13 protein-coding genes are annotated in these 15,155 nt (G+C 65.9%); 6 read left to right on the top strand and 7 right to left on the bottom strand.

Annotated features, from left to right (window positions below; translation table 11 throughout):
• Window positions 1-35: 35 nt before the first annotated feature.
• Window positions 36-1,187, bottom strand: a complete 1,152-nt coding sequence (locus ABWO90_RS16955; RefSeq protein ID WP_353192395.1) for a glycerate kinase — start codon at window positions 1,185-1,187, stop codon at window positions 36-38.
• Window positions 1,188-1,700: 513 nt separating this feature from the next.
• Between ABWO90_RS16955 and ABWO90_RS16950 the strand changes: the two genes are divergently transcribed.
• The 4 genes from ABWO90_RS16950 to glpK all read left to right on the top strand — a co-directional run bounded on the left by ABWO90_RS16950 (window position 1,701) and on the right by glpK (window position 6,463).
• The gene (locus tag ABWO90_RS16950) at window positions 1,701-2,204 is read left to right on the top strand and encodes a hypothetical protein (RefSeq protein ID WP_353192394.1); all 504 of its coding nucleotides are present in this window, start codon (window positions 1,701-1,703) and stop codon (window positions 2,202-2,204) included.
• 160 nt (window positions 2,205-2,364) lie between these two features.
• Entirely contained in the window at window positions 2,365-3,198 is an 834-nt protein-coding gene (locus ABWO90_RS16945; RefSeq protein WP_353192393.1) for a DeoR/GlpR family DNA-binding transcription regulator, read from the top strand.
• A 244-nt stretch (window positions 3,199-3,442) separates the two neighbouring features.
• Complete coding sequence (gene glpD, locus ABWO90_RS16940) at window positions 3,443-4,930, top strand: glycerol-3-phosphate dehydrogenase (RefSeq protein ID WP_353192405.1); 1,488 nt, start codon at window positions 3,443-3,445, stop codon at window positions 4,928-4,930.
• Between the two features lie 30 nt (window positions 4,931-4,960).
• The gene (glpK, locus tag ABWO90_RS16935; protein ID WP_353192392.1) at window positions 4,961-6,463 is read left to right on the top strand and encodes a glycerol kinase GlpK; all 1,503 of its coding nucleotides are present in this window, start codon (window positions 4,961-4,963) and stop codon (window positions 6,461-6,463) included.
• 786 nt (window positions 6,464-7,249) lie between these two features.
• Here glpK and ABWO90_RS16930 read toward each other — a convergent pair.
• Window positions 7,250-7,954: a fumarylacetoacetate hydrolase family protein gene (locus ABWO90_RS16930; RefSeq protein WP_353192391.1), complete on the bottom strand. Its 705-nt coding sequence runs from the start codon at window positions 7,952-7,954 to the stop codon at window positions 7,250-7,252.
• A gap of 90 nt (window positions 7,955-8,044) precedes the next feature.
• Entirely contained in the window at window positions 8,045-8,464 is a 420-nt protein-coding gene (locus tag ABWO90_RS16925; protein WP_353192390.1) for a VOC family protein, read from the bottom strand.
• 154 nt (window positions 8,465-8,618) lie between these two features.
• Between ABWO90_RS16925 and ABWO90_RS16920 the strand changes: the two genes are divergently transcribed.
• A complete protein-coding gene (locus ABWO90_RS16920; protein ID WP_353192389.1) occupies window positions 8,619-9,542 on the top strand; it encodes a LysR family transcriptional regulator in 924 nt (307 codons plus the stop codon).
• Here the strand turns inward: ABWO90_RS16920 and ABWO90_RS16915 are convergent.
• The 4 genes from ABWO90_RS16915 to ABWO90_RS16900 form a co-directional block, all read right to left on the bottom strand.
• Window positions 9,496-11,034, bottom strand: coding sequence for an efflux transporter outer membrane subunit (locus ABWO90_RS16915; RefSeq protein ID WP_353192388.1), 1,539 nt, complete (start codon window positions 11,032-11,034; stop codon window positions 9,496-9,498). The two genes, ABWO90_RS16920 and ABWO90_RS16915, sit on opposite strands and share 47 nt — an antisense overlap.
• Window positions 11,035-11,104: 70 nt before the next feature.
• The gene (locus ABWO90_RS16910) at window positions 11,105-12,247 is read right to left on the bottom strand and encodes an ABC transporter permease (RefSeq protein ID WP_353192387.1); all 1,143 of its coding nucleotides are present in this window, start codon (window positions 12,245-12,247) and stop codon (window positions 11,105-11,107) included.
• On the bottom strand, window positions 12,244-13,266 hold the full coding sequence (locus ABWO90_RS16905) for an ABC transporter ATP-binding protein (RefSeq protein WP_353192386.1): 1,023 nt from the start codon (window positions 13,264-13,266) through the stop codon (window positions 12,244-12,246). The genes ABWO90_RS16910 and ABWO90_RS16905 overlap by 4 nt, the downstream gene beginning before the upstream one ends.
• Window positions 13,263-14,267, bottom strand: coding sequence for an HlyD family secretion protein (locus tag ABWO90_RS16900; protein WP_353192385.1), 1,005 nt, complete (start codon window positions 14,265-14,267; stop codon window positions 13,263-13,265). The genes ABWO90_RS16905 and ABWO90_RS16900 overlap by 4 nt, the downstream gene beginning before the upstream one ends.
• 290 nt (window positions 14,268-14,557) lie before the next feature.
• On the opposite strand from ABWO90_RS16900, the gene folE reads away from it, so the two are divergent.
• Window positions 14,558-15,124, top strand: coding sequence for a GTP cyclohydrolase I FolE (folE, locus tag ABWO90_RS16895; RefSeq protein WP_353192384.1), 567 nt, complete (start codon window positions 14,558-14,560; stop codon window positions 15,122-15,124).
• Window positions 15,125-15,155: the final 31 nt, after the last annotated feature.

The following is a 15,155-nucleotide window of genomic DNA, read 5'->3' as shown; positions in this document are numbered from 1 at the left end:
CGGCGACGCGACAGTCGCGTCGCCGCGCCGCAGGTTCAGCGCTTGTGCGTGTAGCGCAGGCGAGTCATCTGCTCGGCGCTGTCGGTGAGCAGTCCGGCGGCGTCGGCGATGGCCTTTTCCAGCGTGGTCGGACCGAACGTCAGCGAGAAGCATCCCGAGAACACACGCGACAGACTGTCGAGCGCGCTGCGGTCGATGGCGCCAGAGAGCAGCGAGGCCGTTGCCCCCGCCTTGATGGCGACTTGCGCGGCGATCATGGGCGTCTTGCCCGAGAGCGTCTGGCCGTCGCTGCGGCCTTCACCAGTGATGAGCCAGTCTGCACCGTCCACCGCCTGCGGCAGGCCGACGCGCTCGGCGACCACCTCCGCGCCCGAGCGGAACTGGGCCCCCAGCAGATGCAGTGCAAAGCCCAACCCGCCTGCCGCACCCGCACCGGCGCGGCTCGCGGCTTCGTTGGCGTTGAATGCGCGATGCGCATGCCCGGCGAAATGGGCGATGGCGCGGTCGAGCGGTTCGACCTGCGTTTCACCCACCCCCTTCTGCGGTCCGAAGATGGCCGTGGCGCCCTGAGCGCCGTTGAGCGGGTTGTTGACGTCGGACATGGCGATGAGTTCGCAGTCCTTCAGACGTGCATCGAGCCCGTTGAGATCGATCGATGCCACGCGATGCAGCGCCGCAGGCACCGGTTGCACGACTTCGCCGGCTTCGTCGAGCAAGCGGGCGCCGAGCCCGACGAGCAAGCCCGCGCCGCCGTCGTTCGTGCTGCTCCCGCCCAGGCCGATGAGAACGCGGCGCGCACCGGTATCGAGCAGGGCGCGCAGCAACTCGCCGAGACCGACCGTGGAACGCTCGGCCACAGGCGTCTGCATGCCGACCGGATCGGTGATGCTCACCACGTTGGCGCTTTCCAGTACGCCAGTGCCGTCGGGCATGACACCGTACTCGGCCGTGACCGATGCCTGACCGGCGCCGCGCACCGACAGCGGTACGCGGCGTCCGCCGGCGGAGAGCAGGGCGTCGAGCGTGCCTTCGCCGCCGTCGGCCATCGGGCGCAGGCGCAGATCCGCCTGCGGCAGCACGCGGGCGATGCCGGCGGCGATGGCGCGCGCTACTTCCGGCGCACTCAGCGAACCTTTGAACGAATCGGGGGCGATGACGATGATCGGGGCTTGCGCATTGCTGGACATGGAAATCGGGACAGTCGCAAAAAGTTGAAACGGTTGGCAGGATGCACGCGCGCCGCGTGAGCGACATTGGGCCCGCTGTTGTTATCGCTTATGGCGTACCGGCCGGACGTTTTGTCCAGGGCCCGGTGGGCGGGATCGCGCTTCGGCTCGCGGCAGGATGTGCGCGAGGCGGCGCGGCGCAGTGTGACAGAAACCGCCAATATACGCGATTCGGGCTGGCGCGCATTGCGCGAATTGCCATGCTATGAATAACACGAGTAAGATGAGCGCCAACCGGCGGTGCGTGGTACGAAACATTGGCGCACGGTCGGTCCAGGATTCGAACAGTACCAACGACCATAACGGCGCGAGCCGCGGCCTGACACGGATGCATCAAGACATCGTGGCCGCAGCCATCGGGGCGCCGGGACCAGATATCAGGTTGTCGCCGTGACCCGGCCTGTCCACCCGCCCACGAGGGCCGGCGAGGGGCGGGGTGTGCGCGACGACCCTTTGCAAAGCGTGGAGCGGGGCATGAACCGGGGAATGGACAGGATTTCCGGCACGACGCGCATGATGCGGTGCCGGGCCGCCGGGGCAGTCGGCGTAGTGGGCCTGACGCTCGTCGCGCTGCTGGCCGGCTGCGCGCAGACCGAACCGGTCGTGGCGAAGGACGAGCCACCCGTCGGGAGCGTCGCCGACGTTGCACCGGAAAATGTAAAAGTCGAGACGTTGCCGGCCTATCGCGATACCGTGGAAGACGCACGCAACAACGGTGCCGTCTGGCAGGGCGCGTCCCGAAAGACCTTTGCGAGCGTGAGCGCCTGCACGGCGCGGTTGTGGAAGAAGCAATTGCCCTACGCGCGTCTGCAACGCACCAAGGTCGGTGCCGGCCAGACCCTTCAACTGTCGTCGGTCGACGATGGCATTCTCGCGATTCTCGATCTTTCGCCGCACAAGCCGGGCAGCGAAGGCTCGCTCTATCTCGGCTCGACCGGCCCGCAGTCGCTGGCCGACGCCGTGCGCCAGTGCCTCTGAACGCCTGACGCGCGCTCGCTGTCGGGCGACCTGCTGCCGGTCCGCTGACCGGCGCCTCTGTCACAGGGGTGTCACTACAGCGTCATACAACGGCGGGGTATCATGACGGCGAACGTGCGGCCGCTCTGGCCGCACGAAGGCTTCTACTGCGTGCGTGCCGATGTCCCATACCGAATCCGCCGAATCCGTCGACGTCTCCGAAGGGGCTGCCGCCCCGGGCGATGCGGCGCAGACGTCACTGAACCCGCGTCAGCAGGCGCTTTTCGATGCGGTTCGCCGCGACGGCTTCCTGACGGTCGACGAACTGGCGGTGCGCTTCGACGTCACGCCGCAAACGATCCGTCGCGACATCAACTTCCTGGCCGAGCGCAAATGGGTGCGTCGCTATCACGGCGGCGTCGGACTGCCCGGTGGCGCGGAAAACGAAGCCTACGACGCGCGCCAGACGCAACTGGCCGACGAGAAGCGCCGGATCGCCATGCGCCTCGCGGAACAGATCCCCGACCACGCATCGCTGTTCATCAACCTCGGCACCACGACCGAAGCGGTCGCCCGCGCACTGTCGCGCCATCGGGGCCTGCGCGTCATCACCAATAACCTGCACGTGGCGGCCATGATGAGCAGCTACGCCGACGCCGAGGTCATCATCACCGGCGGCGTGGTGCGCGCCCGCGATCAAGGCGTGACCGGCGAAGCCACACTCGACTTCATTCGCCAGTTCAAGGTCGATTTCGGCATCGTGGGGATTTCCGCCATCGACGCCGACGGCACGTTGCGCGACTTCGACTACCGCGAAGTGCGGGTAGCGGAGGCCATCATCGCGCATTCCCGGACGGTTTTTCTGGCTGCCGACCACAGCAAGTTCGGCCGCCCGGCGCTGGTCCGGCTGGGACACCTTTCTCAGGTCGACGCTCTCTTCACTGACCGTCCGGTGCCGCCGGGCATGGCGGATGTCATCGCGGAAGCGGGCACGCTGGTACACGTCGCAGACTGAATCGCCCCGATCTTCCCGTGCGCAAATTCGCACATCGATCGCGTGACATGTGTGAATTCGAAACTCATATGGCGTGTTCTGTTAGAATTCGAAGATCTATGTTCGATAACGAACCTTTTTGGCGTCGAATTCGAACATTTTTGAACATTCGCGAGCTTTCCCTGATTTGACGCCCATCACCGGGAGTGACGACGTGCAGACACCCGTACCATCGCCATCGGACAACCTTCTCGCCCCCTACGACATGTTGGTCGTGGGCGGGGGGATCAACGGCACGGGGATTGCCCGCGACGCCGCCGGCCGAGGACTGCGTGTGCTGCTCGTCGAGCAGGACGATCTTGCTTCGCATACGTCGTCGGCGAGTACGAAGCTGATTCACGGCGGCCTGCGCTATCTCGAGTATTACGAATTCGGTCTGGTGCGCAAGGCGCTGCAAGAGCGCGAGGTGTTGCTGCGTGCGGCACCGCACATCATGTGGCCGCTGCGCTTTGTCATGCCGCACATGCCGAACCTGCGTCCGGCATGGCTGATTCGCGCAGGCCTGTTTCTCTACGATCACCTCGCGCGGCGCGAAATCCTGCCGGGCTCACGCGGCATCGACCTGCGCCAGCATCCCGCCGGCGCGCCGCTGCGGCGCGACCTCACGCGTGGCTTCGTCTATTCCGACGGCTGGGTGCAGGACGCCCGCCTGGTGGTACTCAACGCGCAGGACGCTGCCGAGCGCGGCGCGACAATCCTCACACGCACGCGACTGATCGGCGCCGAGCGTGGCGATCACATGTGGACCGCCCAGCTCGAAACGCCCGAAGGAACGCATCAGACGGTACGCGCGCGTGCCATCGTCAACGCGGCGGGGCCGTGGGTGGGTCATCTGCTCGGTGACGTGCTTCGCCAGAACGCCACGCATCGGGTGCGGATGGTCAAGGGCAGCCACATCGTCACGCGCAAGCTGTTCGATCACGATCACGCGTACATCTTCCAGAACCCCGACAAGCGCATCATCTTCGCGATTCCTTACGAACGCGATTTCACGCTGATCGGCACGACCGATATCGAGTACCACGGCGACCCGGCACAGGTCGCAATCAACGACGACGAAATCAACTACCTGTGCAAGTCCGCGAGCGAATACTTCACCAAAGCGATTGCGCCGGCAGACGTCGTCTGGACTTACGCCGGCGTGCGGCCGTTGATGGAAGAGGAGGTCGAGAATCCGTCGGCCGTCACGCGCGACTACAAGCTCGAACTCGACGCCCCGTCCAGGCGTGCGCCGTTGCTGTCGGTGTTCGGCGGCAAGATCACGACGTACCGCCGTCTCGCGGAAGAAGCCATGTCGATGCTGCATGGCCCGCTGGGTTTTACGCACGGCGACTGGACTGCGGGTGCGCCGCTGCCCGGCGGTGACATGGCCGAGCCGGATGCCGGGGCATACGAGACATCGCTGCGCGCGCAATGTCCGTGGCTGCCGCAAGCGCTTGCGCATCGGTATGCCCGCACGTACGGTACACGCACGCATGTGCTGGTAGGCGATGCCGATTCGATCGACGGTCTGGGACAACGCATCTGCGGCGATCTCTATGAGGCAGAGCTACGGTATCTCGTGCAGTACGAATGGGCGCGCACCGCGCAGGACGTATTGTGGCGCCGTACCAAGCTCGGGCTGCATGTCGGCGCCGACGGCGAGGCGAGCGTGCAGCAATGGTTCGTGCAATACATGGAAATGGCCGCCTGAGTGCCATAGACAAGTCAGGAGACAACTGCAATGTCGGGAGGAGCGTACATCCTCGCGTTCGATCAGGGCACGACCAGCTCGCGAGCGCTGTTGTTCGATGGTGACGGTCGGGTCGTATCGACCGCGCAGAAAGAGTTTCATCAGATCTATCCGCACCCGGGCTGGGTCGAGCACGACCCGCTCGAGATATGGGCAACGCAGGCTGGTGTGGCGGCCGAAGCGCTGACGCATGCGGGCGTGGGTGGCGTCGACATCGCCGCCATCGGCATTACCAATCAGCGCGAGACCACCATCGTGTGGGACCGTCGCACGGGCGAGCCCGTGTACAACGCCATCGTCTGGCAGGATCGCCGCACCGCAGACTTCTGTGACCGGTTGCGTGCCGATGGCCACGAAGGACTCATCGCCAGCCACACCGGCTTGCGCATCGATGCCTACTTCTCCGGCAGCAAGGTTCGCTGGATCCTCGACAATGTCGAGGGCGCGCGGGCTGCCGCAGACGCCGGTCATCTCGCCTTCGGGACCGTCGACAGTTGGCTCGTGTGGCATCTCACGGGCGGCAAGCTGCATGTAACGGACGTGTCGAACGCGTCGCGCACGCTGCTGTTCAACATCCACACCCTCGATTGGGACGACGAACTGCTTGCGCTGTTCGACGTACCTCGCAGCATGCTGCCGGAGGTGCGTTCGTCGAGCGAGATCTACGGCCACACGGCCACGCCGCTGTTCTCGGCTGCCGTCCCCATCGCCGGTATCGCCGGCGATCAGCAGGCGGCGCTCTTCGGGCAGATGTGTCTTTCGCCGGGCATGGTGAAGAACACCTACGGCACCGGCTGTTTCATGGTGATGAACACCGGCGACAAGCCGCAGGTGTCGAGCCACAACCTCCTCACGACCGTGGCATGGAAGATCGGCAATCGGGTCGACTACGCGCTCGAAGGCAGCATCTTCATCGGCGGCGCCGTCGTGCAGTGGCTGCGCGACGGGCTGGGCATCATCCGGCACTCGCGCGATGTCGAAGCCCTGGCCACGAGCGTGCCCGATGCCGATGGCGTGGTACTCGTTCCTGCATTCGCAGGACTTGGCGCACCGCATTGGCAGCCGCACGCACGCGGCACGCTGTTTGGCGCGACGCGCGGTACGACGGCAGCGCACATCGCCCGCGCGGCGCTCGACAGCATCGCCTTCCAGACACTCGATGTGTTGCGTGCCATGGAAGCGGATGCCGGCATGCACGTGTCCGAGTTGCGTGTCGACGGTGGCGCGGCCGCCAACGACTTGCTGATGCAATGGCAGGCCGATCTGCTGGGGGCGGGCGTCGTGCGCCCGGAAGTCATCGAGACGACGGCTGCCGGGGCGGCGTATCTTGCCGGACTCGCGGTGGGCTTCTGGCCGGATATCGACACGTTGCAGCGTCAGTGGCAGTTGCAGCGACGCTTCTCGCGAACGCTGTCGGAAGCCGAAATCGATCGCGCGGTCGGTCGTTGGCAGCGCGCGGTGCGCGCGGCGAAGTTCTGGGCGGACGACGCCTGAGCGGTGTCGGATGCGGCGCGAGGCCCGCGACTGAAGCGACCTGACGAGGGGGGCTTCAGCGCAGGGCCCGGCCGGGCGCGACGTGACGGCGATCGCCGGCGGCGTCGTGGCGACGGTGCCGCCAGCTCGCGCAACGCTCGCGCGGATGCTGTCGGGCCGATTTGGCCGGGCTGGCCGGAGCCAGTGACCGGGCGCAGGGACTCAGGGCGCAAGGCCCGGTGCGGCGCATTTGCATGATGCCCTCCCTGACAGTGATTCCACCTTCCATCGTTTGACCCGAATCCTTCACTGGTGCAATCCGTCCACGCTCAGGGGGCTCCCGGCGAAGGATAGGCATCGGGCGTGCCGGGGCCATGTGGCGTGCATGGCTTGATTCCCGAGACAGTCGGCTCAGCGAAGAGACTTCTCCGAGCGCGGACGGCTTGCCCTCTCACTTATGCGAGAAGCATGCCAATCGATGCAACCCATTGAATCAATTGAAGGATTTATCGTTCGAAACGGGATATTCAGAGAATTGAGAGGAAAAACGTTTCAGGATTGAAAGCGATCGGACGGGGCGGTGGGGAAATGTTGCCGAGCGCGAACGCGCGGGAGGCGACAGAAGATAATACGTACCGGTGACGGCAATTTAGGCAATGGACTTGACAGTCAATCCCGGCGGGCGTTTGCGCCGTCGGGCATCGACTTATGCAAAGGGTTATCAACAGTTGCTGTGGATATCCTTGCCCGTGCACCGGTGTACGGCCTCCGCGATCCGATGGCGGAGGCCGCACAGGGAAAGGGATCTCAGGCGGCCGGCTTCTTGCCGATGGTGAAGGCGATCTCGCCGACACCTGCCACACCCGCGCTCACCTTGTCGCCCGGTTCGAGCGGGCCGACGCCGGCAGGCGTGCCGGTGAAAATCAGATCGCCTGCGGCCAGCTTCACGCTGCGCGAGATTTCGGCGATGAGATCGGGCACCGACCAGATCAGTTCATTGAGGTCGCCGGTCTGGCGATTCTCGCCGTTCACATCCAGCCACACGCGGCCTTCCTTCGGATGCCCGATGTCCGCCACGGCGTGCAGCGGGCCGCAGGGCGCCGACGCGTCGAACGCCTTGCCCCAGTCCCACGGACGGCGCGTGTCCTTGGCTTGCTGCTGCAAGTCGCGGCGCGTCAGGTCGACACCGACGCCGTAACCCCAGACCAGCGAGAGCGCCTGACTGGCGTCGACATTCTCACCGTCGGCGCCAATCGCCACGACCAGCTCGATCTCGTGATGCAGCTCGCTCGTGAGCGGCGGGTAGGGCAGCGTGCCTTCGGCGGGGACAACGGCGTCTGCGGGCTTCATGAAGAAAAACGGCGGCTCGCGATCCGGATTGCTGCCCATTTCGCGGGCGTGGGCGGCGTAGTTGCGGCCCACGCAGAACACGCGACGTACAGGGAAACGGGCATCGCTGCCTGCCACGGCGACCGACGCCTGGGGCGGCGCCGAAATAACGAATTGGCTCATGAGAAGACTCTCGGCGGGTAAGACAAAAAAGCGCACAAAAACGAACAAAGCGCCGGTGCCGCCATCGGGCGACACCGCGATAAGACGCGATTACTTGGCAAAGACCTGCGACATGTCCGCGAACGCCTTGAACTCCAGCGCGTTGCCGGCCGGATCGTAGAAGAACAGCGTGGCTTGCTCGCCGACTTGTCCGGCAAAGCGAATGTGCGGTTCGATCACGAAGCGGGTGCCCGCCGCGCGCAGCCGGTCGGCGAGCGCGTGCCATGCGGGCATGTCAAGGATAACGCCGAAATGCGGGACAGGGACTTCGTCGCCGTCGACGGGGTTGGTCATGCGTTTGCCCGCTTCGTCAGGCGCGAGGTGCGCAACCAGTTGGTGGCCGAAGAAATCGAAATCGATCCAGTGATCCGAGCTGCGGCCTTCGGCGCAGCCCATGACACCGCCATAGAAGCGGCGCGCGGCCTCGAGGTCGTCGACGGGGAAGGCCAGATGAAAGAGTGGCGTTGCCATGAATAACTCCAATGCCATGTGGGGTTGAGAGGACTCGAATACGCCGCATGCTCGGCATGACGGCGTCCGCGATGGTTTTGGGGTAAATTCTATCCATCGATAAAAATAATCAAAAACGAATAATTCGGCGGCTCAGGCACAAAATTTTTGATAGATGATCCGATACCTCAAAACCTTCGTCACGGCAGCCGAAACCGCTTCGTTCTCGGCGGCGGGGGCGCGCCTCGGGCTGACGCAGTCGGCCGTCAGCGCGCAGATCCAGCGTCTGGAAGACGACCTCGGTGTACAACTGTTCGAACGCACGGGACGCGCCGTGTCGCTTTCCGACGATGGCCGCCGCCTCCTCGCGCAGGCGCAGGGCGTGATCGCGGGCTATCAGGCCATGCGCGGCGAAGCGGGCGCACGCGACGCGCAGGCGGCGCTGGCCCCGATTCATGTCGGGGCGATTCTCACGGTGCAACTGGGGTTGCTGCCGGGCGCCGTGCAGCGCTGGACGGCGCTCGGCCCGATGCCGCACCTGAATATCGTGCCTGGCATGTCGGTGCAGTTGCTTGCCCAGCTCGACGCCAAGGAACTCGATCTGGCGGTCATGATCCGGCCACGCATCGGCGTGCCGGCCGACATGAAGTGGCTCACGTTGATGCAGGAGCCGTACGTGGCAATTGCGCCCAAGGGCACGCGCGGGACAGTGGCCGAGTGGGCGGCTTCGCTGCCGTTCGTGCGCTACAACCGCCGCTCGTATGGCGGCGATCTCGTCGAGCGCTATCTGCGACGTCACCGGCTGTGGGTGCGCGAAGGTGTCGAGCTGGACGAACCGGAAGTCATCCTTCGCATGGTGCGCGCACGGCTCGGCTGGTCGATTGTGCCCGCCACGCTCATCGGTCTTCCCCTTGAGGCGAACGCATCGAAGACGGCGAAGAGCGGCGTGCAGGTGCTGCCGCTCGGCGGCGCGCCGCTCGTGCGTGAGCTGGGCGTGCTTGTGCGTCAGTCGGCGCTCAAGCGGGCACCGGTCGCCACGTTGATGAAGTGTCTTAGCGAGGCGGCGGACGCTGCACGCTCGCAGGCGTCGCCGGGATAGGGCGTGGCGTCGCAGACGTTGCAGGCGCACTGTCGCCATCGCCCGGCAACGTTTCCGTGGCCGGGATCGCTGCGCCGCCCAGCGCTTGCCACAGCGCAGCGGTGTCCGCGAGGCGGGCACCTTGCGCGTCGAGCCGGGCGCGGGTGGCGTCGAGGGCTTGGCGTTGCGCGTCGAGCAGCGCGAGGTGGCTGATGCCGCCTGCGCGATACCGATCGCTTGCAATCCGGTAGGCGGCCTCGGCGCGTTGTGCGGCGTCGGCGCGTGCGGCGAGGGTACCGGCGTCGGCATCGAGCGCGCGCATGGCATCGGCGACCTGTGCGAGGCCGAGCAACACCGTGTCCTGATACGACGCCAGCGCGGCGTCGTAGGCCGCGACCGCCGAGCGGCGTTGCGCGCGCAACTCGCCGCCGCGAAAGAGCGGCTGCAGCAGGTTCATGCCGATATTCCAGATATTGATGCCGTTGCCGAGATCCGCGGTGCGCATGCGCTGCGTGCCGAAGCTGCCGGAAAGCGTGAACTGCGGATAGAGATTGGCGGTGGCCACGCCGACGTCGGCGCTGGCCTTGTGCAGCAGCGCTTCCGACGCGCGAATGTCGGGGCGCCGCTGGGCCAGCGTCGAAGGCAGCGAGACGGGCACCGATTGCGGCAACTGGAGCGTCGACAGATCGATGACGGGCGATGTGAACGCGCCGGGGGGCTGTCCGATCCACCGGGCGAGTTGATGGTCGTACTGGGCGATCTGCAAGCGCAGCGCCGGCAACTGCGCCTCGGTCTGGGCCACGAGCGCGGCCTGGTTCTGCACGTCGAGCACGGCCACACCGCCCGCGCGTTCGCGGGCTTGCGTGATGTCGAGCTGGGCGCGTTGTGCGGCGAGCATGCCTTCGAGCGCGGCGCGTTGGGCGCGGGCGCTGGCCTGACGCAATGCCGCAGTCACCACGTTGCCCGCAAGCGACAGCCGGGCGGCCTCGAGTTCGAAGCGCTGGTAGTCGACTTGTGCGGCAAGACCTTCCAGTGCGCGACGATTGCCGCCGAACACGTCGAGCGTGTACGAGATATCCACGCTGGCGTTGTACAGCGTGAATGGCCCGGGACTCGGCACGCTGGTAATGCCGAACGACGCCAGATCGACCTGCTCGCGCGTGCCCGAAAGCTTCAGGTCCGCCGACGGCAGCAGACGCGCCCCCGCCTGCGCGCGATAGTCTTCCTGGGCTTGTCGCAGCTTCGCTTCGGCTTGCCGCAATGTCGGGCTGTCCGCGAGCGCCTGGGCGACGAGCGCGTCCAGCGCGGGTGAACCGAAGCGTGTCCACCATTGGGCGGGGACATCGACATCGGGCACAAAGGTTTGCGCGGCGCCTTGCGGCGTGCCCACGTCCCCCGCTGCAACGGTGTCCGACGGCTGGCCGCCACTCGTGTATTGGCCGACTGTCGGTGCGGTCGGTGTCTGGAAGTCGGGGCCGACTGCGCAGGCGGCCAGCGTCGCACTCAATGCCATGAGGCACGCCCGGGCGAACGGGCGGCGCAGAGAGTGCAATGACGGACGAGGTTCGACGCGCATGATGGCCTCAGTCGAGCGTTCGTTTGTAGAACTTCACGGCCACGGCCATCAGCACGGCGGAGAACACGAGCAGCGGCCACAGGTCGTGCCAGGCGTCGCCCCAGCCGTTGCCCTTGAGCAGAATGCCGCGAATGAGCCGGTTGAAGTACGTGAGCGGCAGCAGGTTGCCGATCGCCTGCGCCCAGGCGGGCATGCCGCCGAACGGGAACATGAACCCCGAGAGCAGCATGTTCGGCAGGAAGTAGAACACCGTGAGTTGCATGGCCTGCAACTGGTTCTGCGCGAACGACGAGAGCGCGATACCGACGGTCAGGTTCGCTGCGATAAAGACCAGCGCCGAGAGGTAGATGGCGATCACGCTGCCTTCGAAGGGCACGTGAAATACGAAGCGTGCGGCGATCAGGATGATCGTCGCCTGAATCAATCCGATGGCGATGTACGGCACGATCTTGCCGGTCATGACTTCGATCGGCAGTACCGGCGTGGCGAGCAGGTTTTCCATCGTGCCGCGTTCGCGCTCTCGCACGATGGCCAGCCCCGTCATCATGGCGAGCGTCATGGTCAGGATCACGCCCATGAGGCCCGGAATGATGTTGTATTGCGTAATGCCTTCGGCGTTGTACATGCGGTGCACCTGCACGTCGAACGCACTTTGTCCGCCGGCCAGCGAGGCGAGCGGCCCGGTCAGGTCCTTCTGTTCGACCGACTGCGCAATGGCCGGCAGCGCACCCAGCGCCGAGGCCATCGCCATCGGGTCGGTGGCGTCGGCTTCGATGAGCACCGCCGGGCGCTCGCCGCGCAGCAGACGGCGCGTGAAGTCGGCCGGAATGTTGAGCACGAACAGCACGCGGCCTTGCGCGAGTGCGGTGCGTCCGGCGTCTTCGCTATCGAGTGTCTCCGTGAAGCGGAAGTACTCGGAATGCTCCATCGCGGCCACGAAGCTGCGCGTGAACTCGCTGTGATCCTGAATGAGCGCGGCGGTGGGCATGTGCTTCGGATCGGTGTTGATGGCGAAGCCGAAGAGGGTGAGTTGCACGAGCGGCACGCCCACGATCATCGCAAACGTCACGCGATCGCGTCGCAGTTGCAGGAACTCCTTGCACACGATGCTCCACCATCGGGCGATGGAGAACCCCAGTGGCGCACTCATGCGCCCTCTCCGAAGTTGTCCTTGGCGTGGCTCATCAGATAGATGAAGACGTCTTCGAGACTCGTATCGATGGGCGCAACCGTCAGCCGGCGCTCGTCGGCGATGCGATGCAGCAGTTGTCCCAACGCCTCGCCGTCCTGTCCGCTCACGTGCAGCGCGCTGCCGAACGCCACCGTCTGGGCGACGGCGGGTTGTTCGCGCAACTCGCGGGCGAGATCGACGAGATTCTCGCCGTGTACCGTCCACGTCGACAGATGCTGGCTCTCGATGACTTCGGCGGCGGTGCCTTGCGCGAGCAATTCGCCGTAGGAGATGTAGGCGAGCTTGTGGCAGCGCTCGGCTTCGTCCATGTAATGGGTGCTGACGAGCACCGAGATGCCGCGTGCGGCGAGTTCGTGCAGTTCTTCCCAGAAGTCGCGCCGGGCGGTCGGGTCGACGCCGGCCGTCGGTTCGTCGAGCAGCAGCACCTGTGGCTCGTGCAGCATGCAGGCGGCGAGCGCGAGACGCTGCTTCCACCCGCCCGAGAGCGAACCGGTCAGCTGTTTGGCCCGCGCCTTGAGACCCAGCCCTTCGATGGCACGATCGACCGCCTCGCGACGGTTCTGCATGCCGTACACGCGGGCCACGAAATCGAGATTCTCGCGAATCGTCAGATCTTCCCAGTACGAAAAGCGCTGCGTCATGTAGCCGACATGCCGCTTGATCTGCGCGCTCTCGCGCACGATGTCGAAGCCGAGGCACGTGCCACTGCCCGCGTCCGGGGTGAGCAGGCCGCACATCATCCGGATGCAGGTCGTCTTGCCGCTGCCGTTCGGGCCGAGAAAGCCGAAGATCTCGCCGCGCCGCACCTGAAGCGACACGTCCTTCACGACGTGCTTGTCGCCGAAATGCTTGTTCAGGCCGCTCACGTCGATGGCCAGCGCGCTATCTCCCGAACTATCTCCCGAGCTATCTCCCGAGCCACCGCCGTCCCGGCGATTGGCCGACGGTGCGACGCCGGATGTCGTCTGGCCGCTCATCGACGACTCACCTGGACCGGCTGCCCCGGGTTGAGTTTCGCGGCGTCTGCCGGCGCGGGGTGGGCTTCGATCATGAACACGAGCTTGTCGCGCGTGTCGTTGCTGTAGATGACCGGGGGCGTGTACTCGGCCTGATTGGAGACGAACGTGATGCGGGCGTCGACACCGGCACCGCACCCGTCGCACGCGATGTGCACCGCTTGTCCGGCCTGCAGTTCGCCCAACGTCGACTGCGACACGAAGAATCGCACCTTGATGTTGCCGGGCGGTAGCAGCCGCACGACGGGGCTGCCCGCAGGTACCCATTCGCCGACGCGGAACATCGTGTCGAAGACGCGTCCGGCGGCGCCCGCCACGGGGTGCTTCTGCGCGAGTTGCCAGTCGGCTTGCGCGAGCGACGCGCGTGCGACATCGACTTGTGCGGCCTGCGCCTGACGTTGCGCATCCCGGCCGGGCAGACGCGCCACGGCAAGACTGCTTTGCAACTCCTGCACGTGTGCGGTGGTACTTCGGGCGTCGGCGCGGCTGGCCTCGAGCTGCTCGCGCGAAATGCCCCCGGCCGCGTATTGCGCCTGGTCGCGGTCGAACTGGGCGACCGACTTGTCGCGTGCGGCGATGGCTTGCTTCAGTTGCGCGTCGGAGACGGCAATCTCGTCCGGGCGCTTGCCTGTCTGGAGGTCACGCAATTGGGCCTGCGCGCTGGCGAGCGATTCGCGCGCGTGCGCCTGATTGGCCAGTTCGTAGGTCGATTCGAGGTCGAAGAGGGCATCGCCGGTCTTCACCTGCTGGCCGCGCGTGACGGACAGCGTTTGCAAGGTGCCGGCCTGCGACGAGGCGACGTTGACGAACTCGCCTTCGACGTAGCCTTGCCACGGCTTGGGGCCACGGTCGCCGCAGCCCGCAAGCAGTGCAAGCGCGGCGAGCGTGATGAGTGCCTTCAGGGTCGTGAGGGCCCGGTGAGGGATCGGGGGAATCGCGTTGGGGCTCGGGTTAGTGCACATGCGGGGTATGGCCGGCATGACGCGCCTCGTGCGTAGCGGTTGTCCGCTGCCACCTTAGCGCAAAAGCGTCGGGTGCGGCAATCGGCGGCGTTGGCCTGCGGCGACACGTCACAGCCGGCCGCGTCCTTGCCACAGGCGTGGCTCGGGCCTCCAGGCACCTTCCGCCCCGTGGGGGCATCCATGCGCACTGGGGGACTCTCTGCTATTGTGCGCACATGTCCGGCGGCGCACGGGGCGCGCGAGCGGTAGCGGCGCAGCGTACCGGACCTCATGCAAGGAGCTTGATTGATATGTCTCACGACACGTTCGACGAACACGACTGGAAGCGATTCCTCAAACACATCGGCGAAGATCCGGACCGCCCCGGCCTTCACGAAACGCCGGCCCGCGTGCAGAAAGCATGGCGTCAATGGACCGCTGGCTACGATCAGGACCCGGCCGAGGTCCTCAAGGTCTTCGAAGACGGTGCCGAGCAATACAACGAACTGATCGTCGTGCGCGGTATCCCTGTCTACAGCCATTGCGAGCATCACCTCGCGCCGTTCTTCGGCAAGGCGACCATCGGCTATCTGCCCAACGGCAAGATCGTCGGGTTGTCCAAGCTCACGCGTCTGGTCGACTGCTTCGCGCGCCGCCTGCAAGTGCAGGAGCGTCTGACGACCCAGGTTGCCGAGGCGCTCATGACGCACCTCCAGCCCAAGGCCGTGGGCGTGGTCGTGTCGTGCCGTCACATGTGCATGGAAAGCCGCGGCATTCGCACCGCCGGCGAAGAGACGGTGACGTCGGCCATGCTCGGCGAGCTGCAGCCGAATCTGGCCCTGCGCACGGAGTTTCTCGCGCTCGCCCGCGACAAGTAATCGCACCTTCGCGCGGCGCCGCTTGCTGGCG

Source organism: Pandoraea pnomenusa (genome assembly GCF_040391475.1).
Taxonomy (GTDB): domain Bacteria; phylum Pseudomonadota; class Gammaproteobacteria; order Burkholderiales; family Burkholderiaceae; genus Pandoraea; species Pandoraea pnomenusa_C.
Note: the sequence above shows the minus strand (reverse complement) of the source record. Positions and strands in the feature narration are given on the sequence as shown.

What these genes read in the sequence shown, in the direction of transcription:
- ABWO90_RS16915 (WP_353192388.1), bottom strand. Translation starts at nt 11,034, where the DNA reads ATGGCATTGAGTGCGACGCTGGCCGCCTGCGCAGTCGGCCCCGACTTC.
- ABWO90_RS16900 (WP_353192385.1), bottom strand. Translation starts at nt 14,267, where the DNA reads ATGTGCACTAACCCGAGCCCCAACGCGATTCCCCCGATCCCTCACCGG.
- glpD (WP_353192405.1), top strand. Translation starts at nt 3,443, where the DNA reads ATGTTGGTCGTGGGCGGGGGGATCAACGGCACGGGGATTGCCCGCGAC.
- ABWO90_RS16905 (WP_353192386.1), bottom strand. Translation starts at nt 13,266, where the DNA reads ATGAGCGGCCAGACGACATCCGGCGTCGCACCGTCGGCCAATCGCCGG.
- ABWO90_RS16920 (WP_353192389.1), top strand. Translation starts at nt 8,619, where the DNA reads ATGATCCGATACCTCAAAACCTTCGTCACGGCAGCCGAAACCGCTTCG.
- ABWO90_RS16930 (WP_353192391.1), bottom strand. Translation starts at nt 7,954, where the DNA reads ATGAGCCAATTCGTTATTTCGGCGCCGCCCCAGGCGTCGGTCGCCGTG.
- ABWO90_RS16950 (WP_353192394.1), top strand. Translation starts at nt 1,701, where the DNA reads ATGAACCGGGGAATGGACAGGATTTCCGGCACGACGCGCATGATGCGG.
- ABWO90_RS16910 (WP_353192387.1), bottom strand. Translation starts at nt 12,247, where the DNA reads ATGAGTGCGCCACTGGGGTTCTCCATCGCCCGATGGTGGAGCATCGTG.
- folE (WP_353192384.1), top strand. Translation starts at nt 14,558, where the DNA reads ATGTCTCACGACACGTTCGACGAACACGACTGGAAGCGATTCCTCAAA.
- glpK (WP_353192392.1), top strand. Translation starts at nt 4,961, where the DNA reads ATGTCGGGAGGAGCGTACATCCTCGCGTTCGATCAGGGCACGACCAGC.
- ABWO90_RS16945 (WP_353192393.1), top strand. Translation starts at nt 2,365, where the DNA reads ATGTCCCATACCGAATCCGCCGAATCCGTCGACGTCTCCGAAGGGGCT.
- ABWO90_RS16955 (WP_353192395.1), bottom strand. Translation starts at nt 1,187, where the DNA reads ATGTCCAGCAATGCGCAAGCCCCGATCATCGTCATCGCCCCCGATTCG.
- ABWO90_RS16925 (WP_353192390.1), bottom strand. Translation starts at nt 8,464, where the DNA reads ATGGCAACGCCACTCTTTCATCTGGCCTTCCCCGTCGACGACCTCGAG.